The 19,207-nt window shown below is 66.0% G+C and carries 20 protein-coding genes and 2 tRNA genes; 9 read left to right on the top strand and 13 right to left on the bottom strand.

Features of this window, described 5'->3' with window-relative positions:
• The first annotated feature begins 123 nt into the window (after positions 1 to 123).
• From EV687_RS05890 to EV687_RS05870, 5 genes are all read left to right on the top strand, one after another.
• Positions 124 to 1,281 (top strand): branched-chain amino acid ABC transporter substrate-binding protein, encoded by a 1,158-nt coding sequence (locus EV687_RS05890; RefSeq protein WP_423201064.1) that lies wholly within the window; start codon positions 124 to 126, stop codon positions 1,279 to 1,281.
• A gap of 161 nt (positions 1,282 to 1,442) precedes the next feature.
• Positions 1,443 to 2,372, top strand: coding sequence for a branched-chain amino acid ABC transporter permease (locus EV687_RS05885; protein ID WP_122226875.1), 930 nt, complete (start codon positions 1,443 to 1,445; stop codon positions 2,370 to 2,372).
• The gene (locus EV687_RS05880; RefSeq protein ID WP_122226873.1) at positions 2,369 to 3,478 is read left to right on the top strand and encodes an ABC transporter permease subunit; all 1,110 of its coding nucleotides are present in this window, start codon (positions 2,369 to 2,371) and stop codon (positions 3,476 to 3,478) included. Before EV687_RS05885 ends, EV687_RS05880 begins: the two co-directional genes overlap by 4 nt.
• Before the next feature lie 2 nt (positions 3,479 to 3,480).
• Positions 3,481 to 4,368, top strand: coding sequence for an ABC transporter ATP-binding protein (locus tag EV687_RS05875; protein WP_122226871.1), 888 nt, complete (start codon positions 3,481 to 3,483; stop codon positions 4,366 to 4,368).
• Positions 4,365 to 5,093, top strand: a complete 729-nt coding sequence (locus EV687_RS05870) for an ABC transporter ATP-binding protein (RefSeq protein ID WP_162846562.1) — start codon at positions 4,365 to 4,367, stop codon at positions 5,091 to 5,093. The genes EV687_RS05875 and EV687_RS05870 overlap by 4 nt, the downstream gene beginning before the upstream one ends.
• A gap of 94 nt (positions 5,094 to 5,187) precedes the next feature.
• Here the strand turns inward: EV687_RS05870 and EV687_RS05865 are convergent, their stop codons facing one another.
• On the bottom strand, positions 5,188 to 6,747 hold the full coding sequence (locus tag EV687_RS05865; RefSeq protein WP_122226867.1) for an N-acetylmuramoyl-L-alanine amidase: 1,560 nt from the start codon (positions 6,745 to 6,747) through the stop codon (positions 5,188 to 5,190).
• A gap of 23 nt (positions 6,748 to 6,770) precedes the next feature.
• Entirely contained in the window at positions 6,771 to 7,295 is a 525-nt protein-coding gene (gene tsaE, locus EV687_RS05860) for a tRNA (adenosine(37)-N6)-threonylcarbamoyltransferase complex ATPase subunit type 1 TsaE (RefSeq protein ID WP_242612479.1), read from the bottom strand.
• 79 nt (positions 7,296 to 7,374) lie between these two features.
• Between tsaE and queG the strand changes: the two genes are divergently transcribed.
• Positions 7,375 to 8,550 (top strand): tRNA epoxyqueuosine(34) reductase QueG, encoded by a 1,176-nt coding sequence (gene queG / locus EV687_RS05855; RefSeq protein ID WP_207226381.1) that lies wholly within the window; start codon positions 7,375 to 7,377, stop codon positions 8,548 to 8,550.
• On the opposite strand, the gene greB is transcribed toward queG, so the two are convergent.
• Both greB and EV687_RS05845 read right to left on the bottom strand, forming a co-directional pair.
• Complete coding sequence (greB, locus tag EV687_RS05850; protein WP_122226863.1) at positions 8,489 to 9,043, bottom strand: transcription elongation factor GreB; 555 nt, start codon at positions 9,041 to 9,043, stop codon at positions 8,489 to 8,491. The two genes, queG and greB, sit on opposite strands and share 62 nt — an antisense overlap.
• Before the next feature lie 117 nt (positions 9,044 to 9,160).
• Positions 9,161 to 9,529 (bottom strand): winged helix-turn-helix transcriptional regulator, encoded by a 369-nt coding sequence (locus EV687_RS05845; protein WP_207226400.1) that lies wholly within the window; start codon positions 9,527 to 9,529, stop codon positions 9,161 to 9,163.
• 212 nt (positions 9,530 to 9,741) lie between these two features.
• Between EV687_RS05845 and EV687_RS05840 the strand changes: the two genes are divergently transcribed.
• Positions 9,742 to 10,353: an NAD(P)-dependent oxidoreductase gene (locus EV687_RS05840; RefSeq protein WP_122226859.1), complete on the top strand. Its 612-nt coding sequence runs from the start codon at positions 9,742 to 9,744 to the stop codon at positions 10,351 to 10,353.
• 68 nt (positions 10,354 to 10,421) lie between these two features.
• Here EV687_RS05840 and EV687_RS05835 read toward each other — a convergent pair.
• The 8 genes from EV687_RS05835 to EV687_RS05800 form a co-directional block, all read right to left on the bottom strand.
• Positions 10,422 to 10,499: transfer RNA gene (locus EV687_RS05835), tRNA-Arg, on the bottom strand.
• A 79-nt stretch (positions 10,500 to 10,578) separates the two neighbouring features.
• Positions 10,579 to 10,656, bottom strand: a tRNA-Arg gene (locus EV687_RS05830).
• A 146-nt stretch (positions 10,657 to 10,802) separates the two neighbouring features.
• Positions 10,803 to 11,471, bottom strand: a complete 669-nt coding sequence (leuD, locus tag EV687_RS05825) for a 3-isopropylmalate dehydratase small subunit (protein ID WP_122226857.1) — start codon at positions 11,469 to 11,471, stop codon at positions 10,803 to 10,805.
• A gap of 95 nt (positions 11,472 to 11,566) precedes the next feature.
• Positions 11,567 to 11,698, bottom strand: a complete 132-nt coding sequence (locus EV687_RS05820; protein WP_122226855.1) for an entericidin A/B family lipoprotein — start codon at positions 11,696 to 11,698, stop codon at positions 11,567 to 11,569.
• A gap of 43 nt (positions 11,699 to 11,741) precedes the next feature.
• Complete coding sequence (gene leuC / locus EV687_RS05815) at positions 11,742 to 13,193, bottom strand: 3-isopropylmalate dehydratase large subunit (protein WP_122226854.1); 1,452 nt, start codon at positions 13,191 to 13,193, stop codon at positions 11,742 to 11,744.
• Positions 13,194 to 13,251: 58 nt separating this feature from the next.
• Complete coding sequence (locus EV687_RS05810; RefSeq protein ID WP_122226853.1) at positions 13,252 to 14,253, bottom strand: LysR family transcriptional regulator; 1,002 nt, start codon at positions 14,251 to 14,253, stop codon at positions 13,252 to 13,254.
• A gap of 200 nt (positions 14,254 to 14,453) precedes the next feature.
• Positions 14,454 to 15,716, bottom strand: a complete 1,263-nt coding sequence (locus tag EV687_RS05805; RefSeq protein WP_122226852.1) for a class I SAM-dependent methyltransferase — start codon at positions 15,714 to 15,716, stop codon at positions 14,454 to 14,456.
• Between the two features lie 530 nt (positions 15,717 to 16,246).
• Positions 16,247 to 16,594 (bottom strand): rhodanese-like domain-containing protein, encoded by a 348-nt coding sequence (locus EV687_RS05800; protein WP_122226850.1) that lies wholly within the window; start codon positions 16,592 to 16,594, stop codon positions 16,247 to 16,249.
• 115 nt (positions 16,595 to 16,709) lie between these two features.
• Between EV687_RS05800 and EV687_RS05795 the strand changes: the two genes are divergently transcribed.
• Entirely contained in the window at positions 16,710 to 17,246 is a 537-nt protein-coding gene (locus EV687_RS05795; protein WP_122226849.1) for a dihydrofolate reductase, read from the top strand.
• 50 nt (positions 17,247 to 17,296) lie between these two features.
• Positions 17,297 to 17,800 carry a pantetheine-phosphate adenylyltransferase gene (coaD, locus tag EV687_RS05790; protein ID WP_122226848.1) on the top strand — a complete coding sequence of 168 codons (504 nt, stop codon included), beginning with the start codon at positions 17,297 to 17,299 and terminating at the stop codon, positions 17,798 to 17,800.
• Positions 17,801 to 18,043: 243 nt separating this feature from the next.
• Here the strand turns inward: coaD and EV687_RS05785 are convergent, their stop codons facing one another.
• Positions 18,044 to 19,168, bottom strand: coding sequence for a zinc-binding metallopeptidase family protein (locus EV687_RS05785; RefSeq protein WP_122226847.1), 1,125 nt, complete (start codon positions 19,166 to 19,168; stop codon positions 18,044 to 18,046).
• Positions 19,169 to 19,207: the final 39 nt, after the last annotated feature.

Genomic DNA, 19,207 nt, shown 5'->3' with positions numbered 1-19,207 from the left:
CCATTTCCACCGTGTTCCGGGGCTGCGCCGCATTTTGCAGGACAATTCCGGCCACTTTCAAAGCCATTGCCGGCACATGCCGCGCAAACCCTTTCCATTCCCGCAAGCAAGGAGCGACAGACCATGACAACAGCAAAGACATTCCAACGGTTGGCCACCGCCGCGGCACTGGCGTGCGCATTCGGCAGCATGGGCGCCGCGCACGCCGAAACCGTGGTGCGCTTCGGTTTTGCCGCGCCCTTGACCGGTCCGCAGTCGCACTACGGTGAAGACATGCGCAACGGCCTGACGCTGGCCATCGAGGAAGCCAATGCCCAGGGCCTTACCCTCGATGGCGACAAGGCCCGCTTCGTGCTGGTCTCCAAGGACGACCAGGCCGATCCGCGCACCGCCGTGCAGGTGGCGCAGCAAATCGTCGATGAGGACGTCAACGGCGTGCTCGGTCACTTCAATTCCGGCACCACCATCCCGGCTTCGCGCGTTTACAACGACGCCGGCCTGCCGCAGATCGCCATGGCCACCTCGCCCGAGTACACGCTGCAGGGCTATGACACCACCTTTCGCATGATGACCAGCGACACCCAGCAGGGCGCGGCCGTCGGGCTCTTCATCGTCCAGGACCTGGGCGCCAAGAAGGTCGCGCTGATCGACGACCGCACCGCCTATGGCCAGGGCCTTACCGACCAGGTTGCCAAGGCCGTGCAGAAGGCCGGCGGCAGCATCGTCGCGCGTGAATACACCACCGACAAGGCCAACGATTTCACCGCCATTCTCACCAGCATCAAGTCAAAGGGCGCCGATGCGGTGTTCTTCGGCGGGCTGGATGCGCAGTCCGGGCCGATGCGCCGCCAGATGCGCACGCTGGGCCTCGAAGTGCCACTGGTCTCGGGCGAGATGACCCGCAGCGACACCTTCCTGCGCCTGGCTGGCGATGCCGCCAACGGCACCTACGCCTCTCTGGCCGGTGTGCCGCTGGAGACCATGGCGCAGGGCGAGAAGTTCGCCGCCGCCTACGAGGCGCGCTTCAAGAGCAAGCCTGGTGTCTACGCCCCCTATGCGTATGACGGCGCATGGAACATGATTGCCGCGATGCAGGAAGCGGGCTCGTCCAAGCCCGAGAAGTACCTGGCCAAGCTTGCCGGCCTCACGCGCAGCGGCGCCACCAGCGAGAACATAGCCTATGACGACAAGGGCGACCTCAACGAAGTGGCGGTGACCATCTACGAGGTCAAGAACGGCCAGTGGGAGCAGGTCAAGACCATCGTCGATTCGGCCCAGTAAGGCCGATCAGGCCCAATCAGGCCGCCGGGCCGGGCCCCGGCGCCCGTGCCACCTGACGCGCCGATGCGCGGCGGCACTGGACCCTTGCTGCACCGTCCCCATGGCGGCGGTGCCCGACCGACCGGCGGCGCCCCGTTGCGCCGCCCCACACTCGCAATGCCATGGACATCTTCCTGCAACAAATCATCAACGGCCTCACGGTGGGCAGCGTCTATGCGCTGGTGGCCCTGGGCTACACCATGGTGTACGGCATCATCGGCCTCATCAACTTCGCGCATGGCGATGTGGTGATGGTCGGCGCCATGGTCGCCACCAGCGTGGTGCTGGCGCTGGTGGGCGGTGGCGCGGCCATGCCCGCAGGCCTGGCCATCGCGCTGGCGCTGGCGGCGGCCATCCCCGTCTGCATGGGCATCGGCTGGACGGCCGAGCGCTTCGCCTACCGTCCGCTGCGCCGCGCGCCCCGCCTGGCGGCGCTGATCACCGCCATCGGCGTCTCCATCATCCTGCAGAACCTGGCCATGATGTTCTGGGGCCGCAACTACCTGAACTTCCCGCACGTCATCGAGCCGGTGCTCTACAACGTGGGCGGCGCGCGCATCAGTTCGTTGCAGGTCGTCATCGTGCTGAGCGCGGCGGCCATCATGGCCTGCCTGCTGCTGGTGGTGCACCGCACACGTCTGGGCACGGCCATGCGCGCCACCGCCCAGAACCGCGAGGTGGCCGGATTGATGGGGGTGAACATCAATACCGTGATCTCGGCGGCCTTCCTGATCGGCTCGGCACTGGCGGCGGTCGCCGGCGTCATGATCGCCTCCTACTACGGCGTGGCGCAATACACCATGGGCTTCATGCTGGGCCTCAAGGCCTTCACGGCGGCGGTGCTCGGCGGCATCGGCAACCTTGGCGGCGCCATGCTGGGCGGTTTGCTGCTGGGCCTGATCGAGGCGCTGGGCGCGGGTTACGTCGGCGACCTCACCGGTGGCGTGTTCGGCAGCCACTACCAGGACGTGTTCAGCTTCATCGTGCTGATCGTGGTATTGATTTTCCGCCCATCCGGCCTGCTGGGTGAGCGTTCGGGAGACCGCGCATGAGCCAACATCCGAAACCATTGCAGGCCAGCGGCGCGGTGCGGCAGGCCATCCCGGCCAAGGTCTGGGCGGCTTCGTTCCTGATCGGTGCGGTGCTGCTGGTGCTGCCCTTCGTCATCGGCCAGTTGGGCGGGCAGGGCTGGATCCGCATCTTCAACTTCGCGCTGCTCTATGTGATGCTGGCGCTGGGCTTGAACATCGTGGTGGGCTTCGCCGGCCTGCTGGATCTGGGCTACATCGCCTTCTACGCGGTGGGCGCCTATGTCTGGGCCATGCTGGCCTCGCCCCATTTCGGCCTGCATCTGCCCTTCTGGGTGGTGTTGCCACTGGGCATCTTGCTCGCGGCGCTGGCAGGGATGATGCTGGGCTTTCCGGTGCTGCGGCTGCGCGGCGACTACCTGGCCATCGTCACGCTGGGCTTTGGCGAGATCATCCGCATCTTCATGAACAACCTGGATGCGCCGGTCAACATCACCAACGGGCCGCAGGGCATCAACCGTATCGACACCTTCCGGGTGGGGGACTTCGCCTTCGGACGGGCCGAGACCATCCTGGGCTTTCGCATCACCGGCCCCGAGAAGTACTACTACCTGCTGATGGCACTGGTGCTGCTGATCGTCTTCATCTGCGTGCGCCTGCAGAATTCGCGCATCGGTCGTGCCTGGGAGGCGGTGCGCGAGGACGAGGTGGCCGCCAAGGCCATGGGGATCAACACCCGCAACATGAAGCTGCTGGCCTTTGCGATGGGCGCGAGCTTCGGCGGCGTGGCCGGCAGCCTGTTCGCGTCGATGCAGGGCTTCATCAGCCCCGAGAGCTTTGGCCTGGGCGAATCGATTTCGATTCTCTGCATGGTGGTGCTCGGCGGCATGGGCCATGTGCCCGGCGTGATCATCGGCGCATTGCTGCTGGCGGTGTTCCCCGAGTTCCTGCGCGCGGTGGTGGTGCCGCTGCAGCAGAGCGTGTTCGGCGAGGTGCTGGTCGACCCGGACGCCATCCGCATGCTGCTCTTCGGCTTTGCGCTGGTGCTGGTGATGATCTTCCGGCCCGAGGGCTTGTGGCCTTCGGCGGTGCGCAAGCGCGAACTGCACGCCAGCAAGGAGGGCGCGTGACCATGAGCGAGAACCGCAACACTTCCGCTGCCCCCGCCACGGCACCCACAGCCGCCATTGCCGGCGAGCCGCTGCTGGTGGCCAAGGGCCTCTCCAAGCGCTTTGGTGGCCTGCAGGCGCTCAAGGACGTGAGCTTCACGATCGGCCAGGGCGAGATCTTCGGCCTGATCGGCCCCAACGGCGCGGGCAAGACGACGCTCTTCAACGTGATGACGGCGCTGTATGTGCCCGATGCCGGCAGTTGCCTGTTCCGGGGCGAGGAGCTCACGCGCCTGAAGCCGCACCAGATCGCCCAGCACGGATTGGCGCGCACCTTCCAGAACATCCGGCTGTTCGCCAGCCTCAGCGCGCTGGAGAACGTGATGATCGGGCAGCACCTGCGCACCCATGCAGGGGTTCTCGGCGCGGTGCTGCGCAACCGCGCCACGCGCGAGGAGGAGGCGCGCATCCAGGCGCGTGCGCTGCAACTGCTCGACTACGTCGGCATTGCGCACCGCGCCAATGAAGTGGCCGCCTCGCTGCCCTATGGCGACCAGCGGCGGCTGGAGATCGCCCGGGCGCTGGCTACCGGGCCGCTGCTGCTGGCGCTCGACGAGCCGGCCGCCGGCATGAACCCGTCGGAGACCGTGGTGCTGCGCGCGCTGATCGAGAAGATCCGGGCCGATGGCATCACCGTGCTGCTGATCGAGCACGACATGAAGCTGGTGATGAACATGTGCGACCGCGTGCTGGTGCTCGAATACGGCCAGGTGCTCGCCTATGGCGAGCCGCAGCAGGTGCAGCGCGACCCGCGCGTCATCGAGGCCTATCTGGGCAAGGGCGCGGCCGAGGATTTGGCGCTGCAGGAGGCAGCGCAGCAGCCACCAACACCGGAGGACGGCAAGGCATGAGCGAGACGAAGACAACCCGAATGCTGGAGCTGAGCGACCTCGATGTCTCCTATGGCGGCATCCGTGCCGTGCGGCATCTGAACCTGCACGTCGACCAGGGTGAGCTGGTGGCGCTGATCGGTGCCAACGGTGCCGGCAAGAGCACCACGCTGCGTGCCATCTGTGGCCTGGTGCCGCTGGCCGGCGGCCAGATCCGCTACCTGGGGGCGAACCTGGCGGGCCAGCCCGTGCACAGCCTGGTGCGGCAGGGCCTGGTGATGGTGCCTGAGGGGCGTGGCATCTTCCCGCAACTGAGCATCGAGGAGAACCTGCAGATGGGCGCATACAGCCGGCATGACCGGGCGGCCATCGCGCAGGATCTCGAACGGGTCTATGTCCAGTTCCCGCGTCTGGCCGAGCGCCGCCGCCAGACTGCCGGCACCCTCTCTGGCGGCGAGCAGCAGATGCTGGCCATGGGCCGCGCCGTGCTCTCGCGCCCGAAGCTGCTGCTGCTCGACGAACCGACCATGGGGCTGGCGCCCATCATGGTCGAGCGCATCTTCGAGGTGGTGCGGGAGATTGCCCGCGAGGGCGTGACCATCCTGCTGATCGAGCAGAACGCGCGCCTGGCGCTGGAGCTGAGCCAGCGCGGCTATGTGATGGAGTCGGGCGAGCTGATCCTCGAAGGGCCCTCGCAGCAGCTGCTGCACGATCCGAAGGTGCGCGCCGCCTACCTGGGCGAGTGAGCGGAAAAAGGGCCGGGCGCCGCCAGCGGTTGCGGCGCGCGCCTTGCCATGGCGGCCTTCAGGACCCGTCCGGGAGATGATCGTGAACCGGCGCTCACAGCCGCCGCACGCGCGGCTGCGGCGGGTGCGCCTGGAAGTACTTGATGATGCCCGCCAGGATCGCATCGGCGACGCGTTGCTGGTGCGCCTGCGAGCGCAGCAGGCGTTCCTCCTCCGGGTTGCTCAGGAAAGCTGTCTCCACCAGCACGCGCGGCGTGTCCGGTGACCGCAGCACCGCGAAGTTGGCCTGCTCCACGGCGCGCTTGTGCATGCGCGTGATCTTGGCCATCTCGTCAATGATGAACTGCGCCAGCTGCAAGCTGTCGCGCACCTGGGCGGTGGTGCTCATGTCCACCAGTGCCTCGTGCACATGACGGTCGTTGCTCTTGACGTTCATGCCGCCCACCAGGTCGGCGCGGTTTTCCTTGTCGGCCAGCCAGCGCGCCAGCGTGCTGGAGGCGCCGCGCTGGCTCAGCGCATAGACGCTGGCGCCGCGCGCGCTGCGGTTGAGGGCGGCATCGGCATGGATGCTGATGAAAATGTCAGCCTCGACGCGGCGCGATTTCTGCACACGGATGTCGAGCGGCACGAAGAAGTCGCGGTCGCGGGTCAGAAAGGCCTGCATCGGCACACCGTTGACGCGCGAACGGTTGATGCGCTCGCGCAGTGCCAGCGCAATAGCCAGCACCACGTTCTTCTCATGGGTGCCGGCCGGGCCGATGGCGCCCGGGTCCTCGCCGCCGTGGCCGGGATCGAGTGCGACGATGATGATGCGGTCGGTCTGGCGCGCGGTGGCCACCGGCGCGGAAGGCGCCGGGGCAGGGGCTGGCGTCGGTATCGGCGCAGGCGCCGGTGCTGGCCGGGGCGCGGGAGGCGGCGGCGCTGGCACCGGCCGGCTACCATTCTGCGAGATCCAGTGATCCAGCGGGTCCGGTGACGCTGCCGCCGGTGGGGGCGGAAGTGCTGGCGCCGCCGGGACGGGTGCAGCCGAGGCTGGCGGCGGTACCGGTGCCGCAGGCACCTCGGGCGGGGCCTGTTCGACGCGCTGCAGGCGTTCGGCGATGAGCTGGGCCATCGGATCGACCGGCAGCGCCGGGTACAGGTCGAACACCAGCCGGTAGCGGTAGGGCGCCACCGGCTTGAGGGTGAAGACCTCCGGGCGCACCATCTGCTTGAGGTCGAGCACCATGCGCACGACAGTGGGCGAATTTTGCGCGATGCGGATGGCCTCGATGTTCGGATCGTCCGGCTGCACCTTGGTCACCACGTTGCGCAGCTCGTTGCCCAGGCGCAGATTCTTGATGTCGACGAACAGCCTTGGCGGGTTCTGGACGAAATCCTGCGTGTACTCCAGCTCCTCGTCGGATTCGATGGTCACGCGCGAGTAGTCCGGTGCGGGCCAGATGCGCACGGCCACGATGCCGTTCTTGCCGCCCTTGCTGGCGCTTTGCGGCTGGTGGCGCTGGTCGGGCTGTGCGCGCACGATGTGCTGCACGCCCAGCAGGCACAGCAGCGTGCCGGCCTGCAGCCACTGGCGGCGGCCGAGGGCGCCGCCGGACGGGGTCGGCTCGGCGCAGGTGAGGCTGGTGTTCCCTGGGCGCTGGGCCGCGGGCATGCAATCCGGCTTTCGGGATGTCGTCATGGGCGGAATTTCATTGCGTTTTCAAACAGCGCCCGGCCGGTGGCCGTGTGCGCCTGCAGTCGTGCCTGCCGGGCCTGTTCGTGGCCGGGCAGGGTCTGGAGCTGCAGTTCCAGATCGGGCTGTCCCAGCAGGTTGCCGGCCTGTTGGGGCCATTCGATCAACTTCAGGCCCGGGCCGCAGACGGTGTCCTGCAGGCCGGCGTCGAGCCATTCCTGCGGAGCCTCCAGGCGGTACAGATCGAAGTGGTAGACGGTGTGCGGTGCCCGATCGAGCGCGTAGCTCTCCAGCAAGGCGTAGGTCGGGCTCTTGATGCGGCCGGCAACACCCAGGGCGCGCAGAAGGTGCCGCACGAAGGTGGTCTTGCCGGCGCCCAGCGTGCCCTGCAGGAACAGTACGGCATGGTCGAGCAAACCGGTCCCGGCCTGGGCGGAAAAGGCCTGGGCCAGGCGTTCGGTGTCGGCCTCATCGGCCAGCGGCAGCCAGGGGCCGCCATCATCGGCAGGGCCGGTCGGCAAGGGCATGAGGTGCATGGGAAGCGGGAGCGGTGGGTGGGCAGGCGGACGCAGGGGGCATGGTGAGCCACCTACAATGCGGCCAGACATGGCTGCAGAAACGACAGAAACGGCATTGGTGACGCAAATCGGGCAATGGGCGCGGGAGCTGGGATTCTCTCAGATCGGCGTGGCCGGCATCGACTTGTCCGATGCCGAAGCCGGATTGATGGCCTGGCTGGAAAAAGGTTTCCATGGCGAGATGGAATACATGCAGCGCCATGGCCTCAAGCGCGCCCGGCCCGCCGAACTGGTGCCCGGCACGCTGAGCATCGTCACCGCGCGCATGGACTACCTGCCGCCGGGCACGCCAACGGATTGGCAGGGCACCGAGCTGGCGCAGCTCGGGGTGCCCGAGCGGGCCGTGGTGTCGATGTATGCCCGTGGACGGGACTACCACAAGGTGCTGCGCACGCGCCTGCAGCGACTGGCTGAGCGCATCCAGGCGGCCGTGGGGCCGCTGGGCCATCGCGTGTTCACCGATTCCGCGCCGGTGCTCGAAGCGGAACTGGCCAGGCGCAGCGGCCTGGGCTGGCGCGGCAAGCACACCCTGCTGCTCTCGCGCGAAGGCGGCTCGATGTTCTTTCTCGGCGAGATCTTCCTCGACATGGCGCTGCCGCCCACCGAGCCCACCAGCAGCCACTGCGGTGGCTGCCGCGCCTGCATCGCAGCCTGCCCGACGGGCGCCATCGTGGCGTCCGGGCGCGTCGATGCGCGGCTGTGCATCTCGTATCTGACCATCGAGCATCCGGGCAGCATCCCGCTGGCGCTGCGGCCATTGATGGGCAACCGCATCTACGGCTGTGACGATTGCCAGCTGGTCTGCCCCTGGAACAAGTTCGCGCAGCCGAGCACGGTGGCCGACTTTGCCGCACGGCCCGCGCTGCAGTCTCCGGCACTGCTGGAACTGCTGGGCTGGAGCGAGGCCGATTTCCTGCAGCGCACCGAGGGCAGCCCGATGCGCCGCATCGGCTATCTGCGCTGGCAGCGCAACCTGGCCGTGGCCAGCGGCAATGCCTTGCATGGCGGGCACCTGTCCGCGGCACTGGCTGCGCAAGTGCGTGCCATGCTCGAGCGCTGGCGCGCCGCGCCACACACGCCCGAGCTGGTGCGCGAGCATGTTGATTGGGCGCTGGCCTCGCAGGTGGCTCATGGGCTGGCTTTCACGGCGCCGGGTAGCGCACCTCGCTCACCAGCAGGTGCTGCAGCCCCGCCGGCGTCCTGAGCACCACCTCGTCATCCACGCGGGCCTTGAGCAGCGCCCGCGCCACCGGGGCGATCCAGCTGATTCGATGGTTCAGGCTGTCGGCTTCGTCCACGCCGACGATGGTGATGGTGTGCGCATCGCCGCTGTCGGTTTCATAGGTGACGGTGGCGCCGAAGAAGACCTGGTCCTTGCCATGGTGGATGGAGGCGTCGACGACCTCGGCGATCTCCAGCCGCTTGGTGAGAAAGCGCACGCGCCGGTCGATCTCGCGCAGGCGCTTTTTGCCGTAGAGGTAGTCGCCGTTTTCCGAGCGGTCGCCATTCTTGGCGGCCCAGTGCACGGTCTCGACGATGCGGGGACGCTCCTCCTCCAGCAACTGGCGCAACTCGGCCTGCAGCCCGGCATAGCCGGCTGGCGATATGTAGTTCTTGACGCCCCGTGGCAGCGACGTGGCCGTGTCCGGGCCATCATCGTCCTGTTCGGCATCTTCCTTGACGAAGGCTTTGTTCATGGTGCGTGGCAGCCGGGGGGTACAGGATTTGAATCTGAAAAGGCATTCAAAAATAATGCCTTAGTGGGCAATTCTGCCATGCTTTGACAGGTTCTGGGTGTTCTTCCTGGATGGTGTTCAGGCCGGTGTGGCCATGCGGCGGCGGGACTGGCAGATTTCTAGGTGGTGGGCGTCGGCCCATTCGACCAGCGCCTGCAGTGGCGGGAGAAACGAGTGGCCCAGCGCCGTCAGCGTGTATTCCACGCGCGGCGGCACTTCTGGATAAAGCGTGCGCTGCACGAAGCCGTCGGCCTCGAGTTTCTTGAGCGTGCGCGAGAGCATCTGTCGCGAGATGTCGCCGAGTTCGCGGTGGAGGGCATTGAAGCGCAGCGTGCCCTGCGTCAGCGCCTGCAGGATCAAGAGGCTCCACTGGTCGCCGATGCGGTTGAGCACGTCGCGGATCGGGCAGGGGTGGTCGAAGGGGCTGGTACCGGCATCGCCCGGCATGGCTGGCGGCGGTTCCGGGGGCATCTGTGGTGCGGTCATGGTGTCGGGGGCTGCGCAGGGTGGAGGGTGGGAGGCCGCAATGGTCACCGCGGGGTGACCAGGTCGCATTGCCGTGACCTCTTGTGGTCGAACGCGGGGCACTGTAGCATCACGATCCTCAAAAGTCCATTTTTGTGACCATGTCTCCGAACCGGAGAGAAAGGGAAATCCATATGTCTCGTATCGCATTGATCGGCGCTTCCGGCGCGGTTGGCTCGCGCATCCTCAAGGAACTGGCCGAGCGCGGCCACAGTGTCACCGCCATCGCTCGCCACCCTGAAAAGATTGCGCAACTGCCCAGCGTGACCGCCGAGAAGGGCGATGTGGGCGATCCGCAGGGGCTTGCCGAACTGCTCAAGGGCCATGACGTCGTGATCAGTGCGGTGCGCTTTGCCGATACCGATCCCAGGACCCTGATCGATGCCGTGCGGGCAGCGGGTGTTAAGCGTTATCTGGTGGTGGGTGGTGCCGGCAGCCTGGAGGTTGCGCCGGGCCAGCGCCTGATCGATCAGCCGGACTTCCCTGCCGCGTATCGTGCGGAAGCCACGGGTGGTGCGGCATTCCTGGATGCGCTGCGCGGGGAAAAGGAACTGGACTGGACCTTTCTTTCGCCCTCGGCCGAATTCGTGCCGGGCGAGCGCACCGGCAAGTTCCGTTTGGGCGGCGATGCGCTGCTGGTGGGCGAGCAGGGCAGCCGCATTTCCTTCGAGGATTACGCAGTGGCACTGGTCGACGAAGTCGAGCATCCGCGCCATGTGCGCCAGCGTTTCACGGTCGGGTACTGAGCCGCCTGCGCCGCCCCGGTGCAGACCATGAAAAAAGCCCGCTTGCATGGCAAGCGGGCTTTCCCTGATGGTGCGGCTGGCAGGATTCGAACCCACGACCCCTTGGTTCGTAGCCAAGTACTCTAATCCAACTGAGCTACAGCCGCAAAACGGTGAAAAACAAGCAATTAACAATCAAAAAAGCCTGCTTGGAAGCGATGTGCAAAAAAGCAGACTTTTCGAAAATGGTGCGGCTGGCAGGATTCGAACCCACGACCCCTTGGTTCGTAGCCAAGTACTCTAATCCAACTGAGCTACAGCCGCTGAAGCATCGAATTCTAGCACAGGCTTTTACGCGTCTTGTCAAAACCAGCGAGATTTTGTGACGGGCGCGCAGGCTGCGGCCTGTTGTCTGTCTGCGCGTCCATGTGCCAGGTCGGGTTGCCCACGAAAAGATCGTGAACAGGCTCTCAGGCCTGCGGCACTTTGTCCACGCCCATGGTATGGGCCAGCCAGGGCTTGCTCGCCAGCCGCTCGGCCTCGAAGGCGCGGATCTTGTCGGCATGGCGCAGGGTCAGGCCGATGTCGTCAAAGCCGTTGAGCAGGCAGTACTTTCGGAATGGCACGATGTCGAACGGCAGTTCCTCGCCCCGTGGCCGCACGATGACCTGCCGCTCCAGGTCGATCGTCAGTTCGTAGCCGGGGAAGGCGTTGACCTCGTCAAACAGCTGGCTGACCACCGCCTCGGGCTGGACGATGGGCACCAGGCCGTTCTTGAAACTGTTGTTGAAGAAGATGTCGGCATAGCTGGGCGCGATGATGGCGCGAAAGCCGTACTGCACCAGTGCCCAGGGCGCATGCTCGCGCGAGGAGCCGCAGCCGAAGTTCTGGCGCGTCAGCAGGATCGAGGCGCCCCGGTAGCGGGGCTGGTTGAGCACGAATTCGGGGTTGGGTTTGCGGCTGGCCGGGTCCTGGCCAGGTTCGCCATGATCGAGGTAGCGCCATTCGTCGAACAGGTTGACGCCAAAGCCGGTCTTCTTGATGGACTTGAGGAACTGCTTGGGAATGATGGCATCGGTATCGACGTTCTCGCGGTCGAGCGGGGCCACCAGGCCTTTGTGGATGGTGAATTTGTCCATGGGGTCGTTGTTTCGTTGGTTTCTGGATGGGGGTGCGGCGGCGTCTGGGGCCGTGCCGCAGCGGTTGAGACCGGATGCGGAGCCAGCGACGGCGCTCAGCGGGCGGCGCGCTCGATGGCCCGGCCCCCGGCCTGGATGTCCTGGCCCACACCTTGCACGGTGTTGCAGGCGGTGAGCGCGAGCAGGGCCGTCAGGCCTGCCAGCAGGTGAAGAACGGTCTTGCGCATGGGGGCGTTCCCTTCCAATTTCCGGGTTTCAGGGGCTCGGGTTTCAGGCGAAACGGCGAATGTCGACGAAGTGACCGTGGATGGCGGCGGCAGCAGCCATCGCCGGGCTGACCAGATGGGTACGCCCGCCGGCGCCCTGGCGGCCTTCGAAGTTGCGGTTGCTGGTGGAGGCGCAGCGCTCGCCGGGGTCGAGCCGGTCGGCGTTCATGGCCAGGCACATCGAGCAGCCGGGCTCGCGCCACTCGAAACCGGCGGCGGTGAATATCTTGTCCAGGCCCTCGCGCTCGGCCTGCTCGCGGACCAGCCCGGAGCCGGGCACGACCATGGCCAGCTTGACGTTCTTGGCAACCTTCTGGCCGAGCCTCCTGACCACTGCGGCGGCCTCGCGCATGTCCTCGATGCGGCTGTTGGTGCAACTGCCGATGAAGACCTTGTCGATCACGATGTCCGAGAGCGGTTTGCCTGGCTCCAGGTTCATGTAGGTCAGCGCACGTTCCATCGCGTTGCGCTTGACGGCATCCTTTTCCTTGTCCGGATCGGGCACGCGGGAATCGACGCCCAGCACCATCTCCGGTGAGGTGCCCCAGGTGACCTGTGGCACGATCTGCGCGGCGTCGAGCTCGACGACCTTGTCGAACACCGCGTCGGGGTCGGAGTGCAGGGTGCGCCAGTAGGCCGCGGCCTGGTCCCACTCGGGGCCGCCGACGAACTGGCCGGTCTTGGCGTCGAAGCCGGGTGCCAGCGGGCGCCCCTTGAGGTACTCGATGGTTTTGTCGTCGACGGCCACCAGGCCGGCGCGCGCACCGGCCTCGATGGCCATGTTGCAGGCTGTCATGCGGCCTTCCACGCTCAGCGCGCGGATGGCCGAGCCGGCGAACTCGATGGTGTAGCCGGTGCCGCCAGCGGTACCGATCCGGCCGATGATGGCCAGCACGATGTCCTTGGCGGTGATGCCGGGCGCCACCTGGCCCTCGACCTTGATCAGCATGTTCTTGGCCTTCTTGGCCAGCAGCGTCTGGGTGGCCATGACGTGCTCGACTTCGCTGGTGCCGATACCGTGCGCGAGCGCACCGAAGGCGCCGTGCGTGGACGTGTGGCTGTCGCCGCAGACCACCGTCATGCCCGGCAGCGTCGCGCCATTCTCCGGTCCGATGACGTGCACGATGCCCTGACGGCGGCTCATGAACGGGAAGAAGGCCGCGGCGCCGAACTCGTTGATGTTGTGGTTGAGCGTGACGATCTGCTCCTTGCTGATCGGATCGGCGATGCCGTCATAGCCGCGCTCCCAGCCGGTGGTGGGGGTGTTGTGGTCGGCGGTGGCGACGATGGAGCTGATGCGCCAGACCTTGCGGCCCGCTTCGCGCAGGCCTTCGAAAGCCTGCGGGCTGGTGACCTCGTGCACCAGGTGGCGATCGATATAGAGGATGGCGGTGCCGTCTTCCTCGGTGTGGATGACGTGCTCGTCGAAGATCTTGTCGTAGAGGGTCTTGCTCATGGGGTTTGTGGCTCTGTGGTTTTGTGGTCGTCGATCGGGGGCGGAACTGGCAGGCATTCTAGGCCGGCCATGGAGCGGGGGGCGGTGCTGCCGGGCTGGCCGCCAGTGCCTGCAGGCGCGTCTGCACGGCCTGGGCCCTGGCGCGCGCTTCCAGGTGCTCGACCAGCAGCCGGGCCGAGCCGGGCAGGGCGTCGAAATCGCGGGCCACGATCCACGACTGGCGCCAGGCCCAGGCATCGGCCAGCGGCAATGCCTGCAGCCGGCCCAGCGGGTGCATCAGTGCAAAGGCGCGATCGGGCATGATGCCGATGCCCAGGCCGTTGTCGATCATGCGGCACATGGTGTCCAGCCCGGTGACCTGGATGCGCTGGCGCAGGCTGCGGCCGGCGGCCGCGGCGGCCTGGCGCATCAGCAGGCCGATGCTGCTGGCGCTGTGCAGGCCGACGAAGTCGCAATCGAGTGCCTGGGCAAAGTGGATGCCTTCGGGGTGCGCCTGGCGGGCCAGCGCGTGCTCATGCGGCATCACCAGCACGAGCCGGTCCTGGTGGTAGGGCTTGGCCTGCAGCATGGTGGGCGTGGCACCGGGGGTGTAGCAGATGCCCAGTTCGACGGCGCCTTCCTGGATGGCGGCCAGCGTCTCGCTGCTCATGCGCTCCTGCAGATCAATCTTGATGCCGGGCTGGGCGCTGGCGAAGCTGCCCAGATCCTCCGGCAGGAACTGCACGATCGCCGAGAGGTTGGCGAAGATGCGAACGTGGCCGCGCACGCCTTCGGCGTATTCCAGCAGGTCGGTCTGCAGACGCTGCACGTCGAACAGGATGCCGCGCGCGTGTTGCAGCAGGTTCTCTCCGGCGGCCGTGGGCTTGACGCCACGGCTGTGGCGCTCCAGCAGGGGCACGCCGACATCCGTCTCCAGATCCGAGAGGCGCTTGCTCACTGCCGAGGCGGCGATGAATTCGCGCTCGGCGGCCTGACCGATGCTGCCGGTCTCGCAGACAGCCACGAAAAGCTGCAGCGTCGTCAGGCTCAGGTGCCGGGAAAACGGGGCGGAGTCGTGCATGGTGGGGTCTTGTGGTGCATCGCCATCGCGTCGTGCGAATGAATGCGTAGATTAACCGCAATGACCGTGCCTATCCATCTTGAAATGCGATGGCTTGCCCATCGTTTGGGAAACGGAAATGGAAACGGAAGTGGAGATCGGCAGTGCATGTGTTGCGCAGGTGGCACACGGCGCATACGGTATGCCCTCGTATGCCGTGCTCACCGCGCGTACATGTAGTCGCGCTGGAATGGATAGACCGTTTGTGCCCCACGCATGCTGCCGCTGTTCATGTCATTGTCGGGGCGGCTGGCGAGGATCTGGTGCAGCGCCACCCAGCGCTGCTCGAAAGCCAGCGCGCAGCCCGAGAGGTAGAGCCGATAGGCGCGCAGAATGGTTTCGGCCCGATTCTCGTTGCCGCTTTGCGTCACCAGCACGGCCTTGGCGGCATCGAGCTGGCTCTCGAGGCTGTCGGACCAGTCCCAGAGTGTGCGGGCATAGTGCGGGCGCAGGTTTTCGGTATCGAGCATTTCGAGGCCTGCGTCGCAGAGCGAGCGGATGGCGCTGCTGATGTGGATCAACTCACCGCCGGGAAAGATGAACTTGTCGATGAAATCGCCCAGGCCGGCGCCCAGTTGGGTGTTGTTGAGGCCGCCGGCGGTGATGCCGTGGTTGAGCAGCAGGCCACCGGGCTGGAGCAACTGGTAAAGGTGGCCGAAATATGTGCCCATGTTGGCGCGGCCAACATGCTCGAACATGCCCACCGAGGCGATCTTGTCGAACGGTTGGTCGGTGCCAAGGTCGCGGTAGTCGCACAGTTGCATGCGCACGCGCCCGGTCAGGCCTTTTTGCTCGATCAGCTGGTTGACGTACTGGTGCTGGTTGTGCGAGAGGGTGATGCCGGTGGCATCGACGCCGTAATGCTCCGCGGCCCACAGCAGCAGGCCGCCCCAGCCGGCACCGATGTCGAGAAAGCGCTCGCCCGGCCGGAGCATCAGCTTGCGGCAGATCAGGTCGAGCTTGTCTTCCTGCGCCTGGCCCAGCGAAGCTTCGGGCGTACGGAAATATGCGCAGGAGTAGACCCGGCGCGGATCGAGCCAGAGTGCGTAGAACTCGTCGCCAACGTCGTAATGGAACTGGACCTGCTCGGCATCGCGGCTGCGCGTGTGCCGCATGGCCGAGAGGATCAGACGCCAGCCACGCGTCCAGAAGGCGCTGTGCGATTGCACCGGCACTTGCGGCAGCAGACCGGTGACGGCGGCCATCACGTCGCGCATCGAACCATCGAGGTCTGCCTGGCCCTGCACGATGGCCTCGCCTACGGCGCCAACCTGGCCGATAGCCAGCTGCGCAAGGGTGTGTTGCTCGTGAATGCGCAAGCTCACCTGGGCTGGCTCGGGGCCGATGCGTCGACCACCCGGCAGGGTGATGGCGACGCTGACCGGCAGTTTCCGCAGCTTGGCTTCGATGGCTTGGTCCAGCATGGCGCAACTCCTCGAGAACAGGTTTCCGTGCAGTCGGCAGGTCTGCTGCCGTAATGCATGGTTTGCGCATCCAGAAGCGGGTGTTCAGACCATGCTGGCAACAATCCTGGGCAAGAGCAAGAACGGGGTGGTCCGTCTGGAATGCACTTGCACAATGCGCAAGTGCATCCAGAGGCATTATAAGAACCTGTCTGCGATCTTTTCATGGGTCACGCAGGAAGTCAAAAATGCAGTGGGCAAGACGCCCGTCGCAGCCCAGACTGGCCGTCTGGGCAAGGCGGGCAACGCCGCCCGGTGCGTTTTTGACCTCCTGCCCTTCGGGTTGTCCCGGCAGGCGCGCGCTGCGGTGTGGCAAATCCTCGCCGGGCCACCGGCCCGACTGCGGTGTGCGCCTTGCATCGCATCGCCTGCCGGGGCAACGTGGCCCATGAAAAAATCGTAGACAGGTTCCGAACCTGTTCAGGAATGCGTTTGGCCGGTGTGCAGGCAGTGAGGGCGGCCTGCTGTGATCCCCCGCGCTCCAGGCACTTTCAATAGTGCGGTAGCGAGGGATCCACCTGGCTGGCCCAGGCATCGATGCCGCCACGGATATTGGCCAGCACCGTGAAGCCATTGGCGTGCAGGAAGTTGGCCACGTTCTGGCTGCGCACGCCGTGGTGGCACAGCAGGGCAGTGGGGCGGTCGGGATCGAGCAGGTTGAGCTCGCCGGGAATTTGCCCCATGGACAACCGCTGCAGTTCGCAGCCGGTCTGCTCGGGCAGGCTGACGACGGCCCACTCCCAGGGTTCACGCACGTCGATCAGCAGGGGTGATTGACCGTCCGCCTGCTGTTGCTGAATCCACTGGCGAAAGTTCTGCGGGTCGATTTGTTCGATCATGAGCGGCTATGTGGTCTGCGGATCTGCGGTTTTTCAGGCGAAGGCGACGGCGCGGCAATGGGTGTGTTTGCGCTATGCTCGCGGTTGGTGCGCTGCGTTGCCGATGCCATTGTCCATGAATTCAGAAAACCCTTCCCTTCCACGCCTGGCGCTGATTGCCGCGGTTGCCGCCAATGGCACGATTGGCCGCGACGGCGGTCTGCCCTGGCACCTGCCGCAGGATCTGCAGTACTTCAAGGCCCGCACCAGCGGACACCGCATCATCATGGGGCGCCGTACCTGGGAGTCCTTTCCCAGGCCGTTGCCGCGCCGTGAGCACGTGGTCATCAGCTCGCAGGCACTGGCGCTGCCCGAAGGGGTGCATCTGGTGCGCGGCCTTGACGAGGCGCTGTGTCTGCCGTTTGCGGAGAACGGGGCGATGGCGGCCGACATGGTTTTCGTGATCGGCGGCAGCCAGGTCTACCGCGCCGCCTTGCCGCTGGCGACGGATCTGTTCCTCACCGAGATCGGCGCGGAGGTCGAGGGTGACACGCGCTTTCCGGACTGGGACCGCACGGCTTTTGTCGAAGTCGCGCGCGAGGCGCATGCCGCGCCGCTGGCCGATGGCGTGGCGGCGGTGCCGTTTGCCTTTGTGCACTACCGGCGCCGCTGAGGCCCCGGTCACACTCACTGATTCATAAGCCGTTCTCAGGAGGCTCGTCGATGTCCCGTTCCGTTCTTGCGGTCTTTCCAGGCACCTTCGATCCCATCACCCTGGGTCATGAGGACATGATCCGTCGTGCCGCTGGTCTTTTCGGGCAACTCGTCGTGGCTGTGGCGGCGGGCCACCACAAGAAGACTCTGTTCACGCTGGACGAGCGCATGGAGATGGTGCGCCAGGTGTTCTCCGATGTGCCCAACGTCACCGTGCACAGCTTCTCGGCGCTGATGCGGGACTTCGTCGTGGCACACGGTGCGCAGGTGATGGTACGCGGCGTGCGTGGCACCAGCGACTTCGATTACGAAGTGCAGCTCGCCGGCATGAACCGCAGCCTGATGCCGGATGTCGAGACGGTCTTCATGACGCCCGACGCCCGCTACCAGTTCATCAGCAGCACCTATGTGCGCGAGATCGCCTCGCTCGGCGGGGCCGTGGCGCAGTTCGTCGCGCCAGTGGTGCATGAGCGCCTGTTGGCGCGGGTGCGGGAGCGGCATGCGGCCGGGTAGGCCGATGCCCGGCGCTGCCGGGGCAACGTGGCCCACGAAACGATCGTGAACAGGTTCTTAGAACCTGTTCAAAGTCTCTGCATGGATCCGCATGGCAACGCCATGCCCTGTGGGTTGCGGCTGAAATGCTGCGTCTGCGGCGTTGCAAAGCCTCGCCGGGCCACCAGCCCGGCTGCGTTTTGCGCCTTGCAGCCACAACCTTTCAACCACAACGGCTCTCATGCAAAGACTTTGGACAGGTTCTTAGTGGGCACCGTGGACGTAGCGTCGCACCACGTTGTGCACGAATTCCAGCTTTTGCAGCACGGGGGTGGACAACGCAAACGGGTAGGCGTCGTTCTGGCCCAGGCTGCGATTGAGGCTATTGAGCACCAGTGACACGCCCATGCTCTGGTTGAGCAGCAGCGTGATGTCCTGCGGCATGCCGGCCTGTGGGCCCTGCGCGATGAAATCGAATGGGTCGATGGCCTGCTCCTGCGTCTGGCCCTGCGCGCCATGGAGTACGAAGCCCATCCGGTAGCCGGCAGCGGTTTCCTGCAGGTCGATCAGGTGGAGGTAGTGCGCCCAGGTTTCGGCCCAGTCCTCCCAGGGGTGCGAGGTGGCGTAGCTGCTCACATAGGCGGTCTGCCAGTCGGGCTTGGGGTTCTGGTAGTGGCGCTCCAGCGCCTGGCCATAGTCTTCGCGTTCGTCGCCGAACATCTGGCGGAACGCGGCGAGTTCCGCTTCATTGTTCTGGAAGAACTGGTCCCAATAGAAGTGGCCGACTTCGTGGCGCAAATGGCCCAGCAACGTGCGGTAGGGCTCATGCAGGGCAATGCGCCGGCGCGTGCGTTCGGCGTCGTCGGCCTCGGCGATGTTGATGGTGATGAGGCCATTGGCATGGCCGGTCATCACCGGGTCCTCGCCCGGCACGTCCTCCAGGAATTCGTAGACCGGCGTGACCGGGCGGCCCTCCAGCCCCAGTTTGGCCAAGGTGTAGTAAAGGCGCCGCTTGGCATTCTCGATGGTGGTCCAGTGCTGCAGGTTGCCCGGGACGGAGAGGTTGGGAATGGTGCGCGTCTGCCGGCAGGAGACGCAATAGGCCTCGGGGTCACCGGCATCGAGCAGGAAGTTGCAGGCCTGGTGGTCGATCTGGTTGCGGCATTGGCGGTAGCGTGTGGCCGGGATGATCTCGCCGGGTTGGGGTACCAGTTGCCACAGCGGTGGCGTACCGGCATCGCTGGCCGGCGCGCCGCTGTCCTGGGCGGGAGCGATGGCCAGCATACCCAGGGTGTTGGGATCGAAGCCGAGCGCGTGGCCGCATTGCATGCAGACGCTGTTGTCAAAGAAGACCAGGCTGGCGCAGTGGGTGCATTGGAAGGTTTTCATGGATGCGTAGGGGGAGTGAATGCCTTGGATCGGTGCTGC

The sequence above is a fragment of the Corticibacter populi genome (assembly GCF_004217315.1).
GTDB classification, from domain to species: domain Bacteria; phylum Pseudomonadota; class Gammaproteobacteria; order Burkholderiales; family Burkholderiaceae_C; genus Lampropedia; species Lampropedia populi.
Note: the sequence above shows the minus strand (reverse complement) of the source record. Positions and strands in the feature narration are given on the sequence as shown.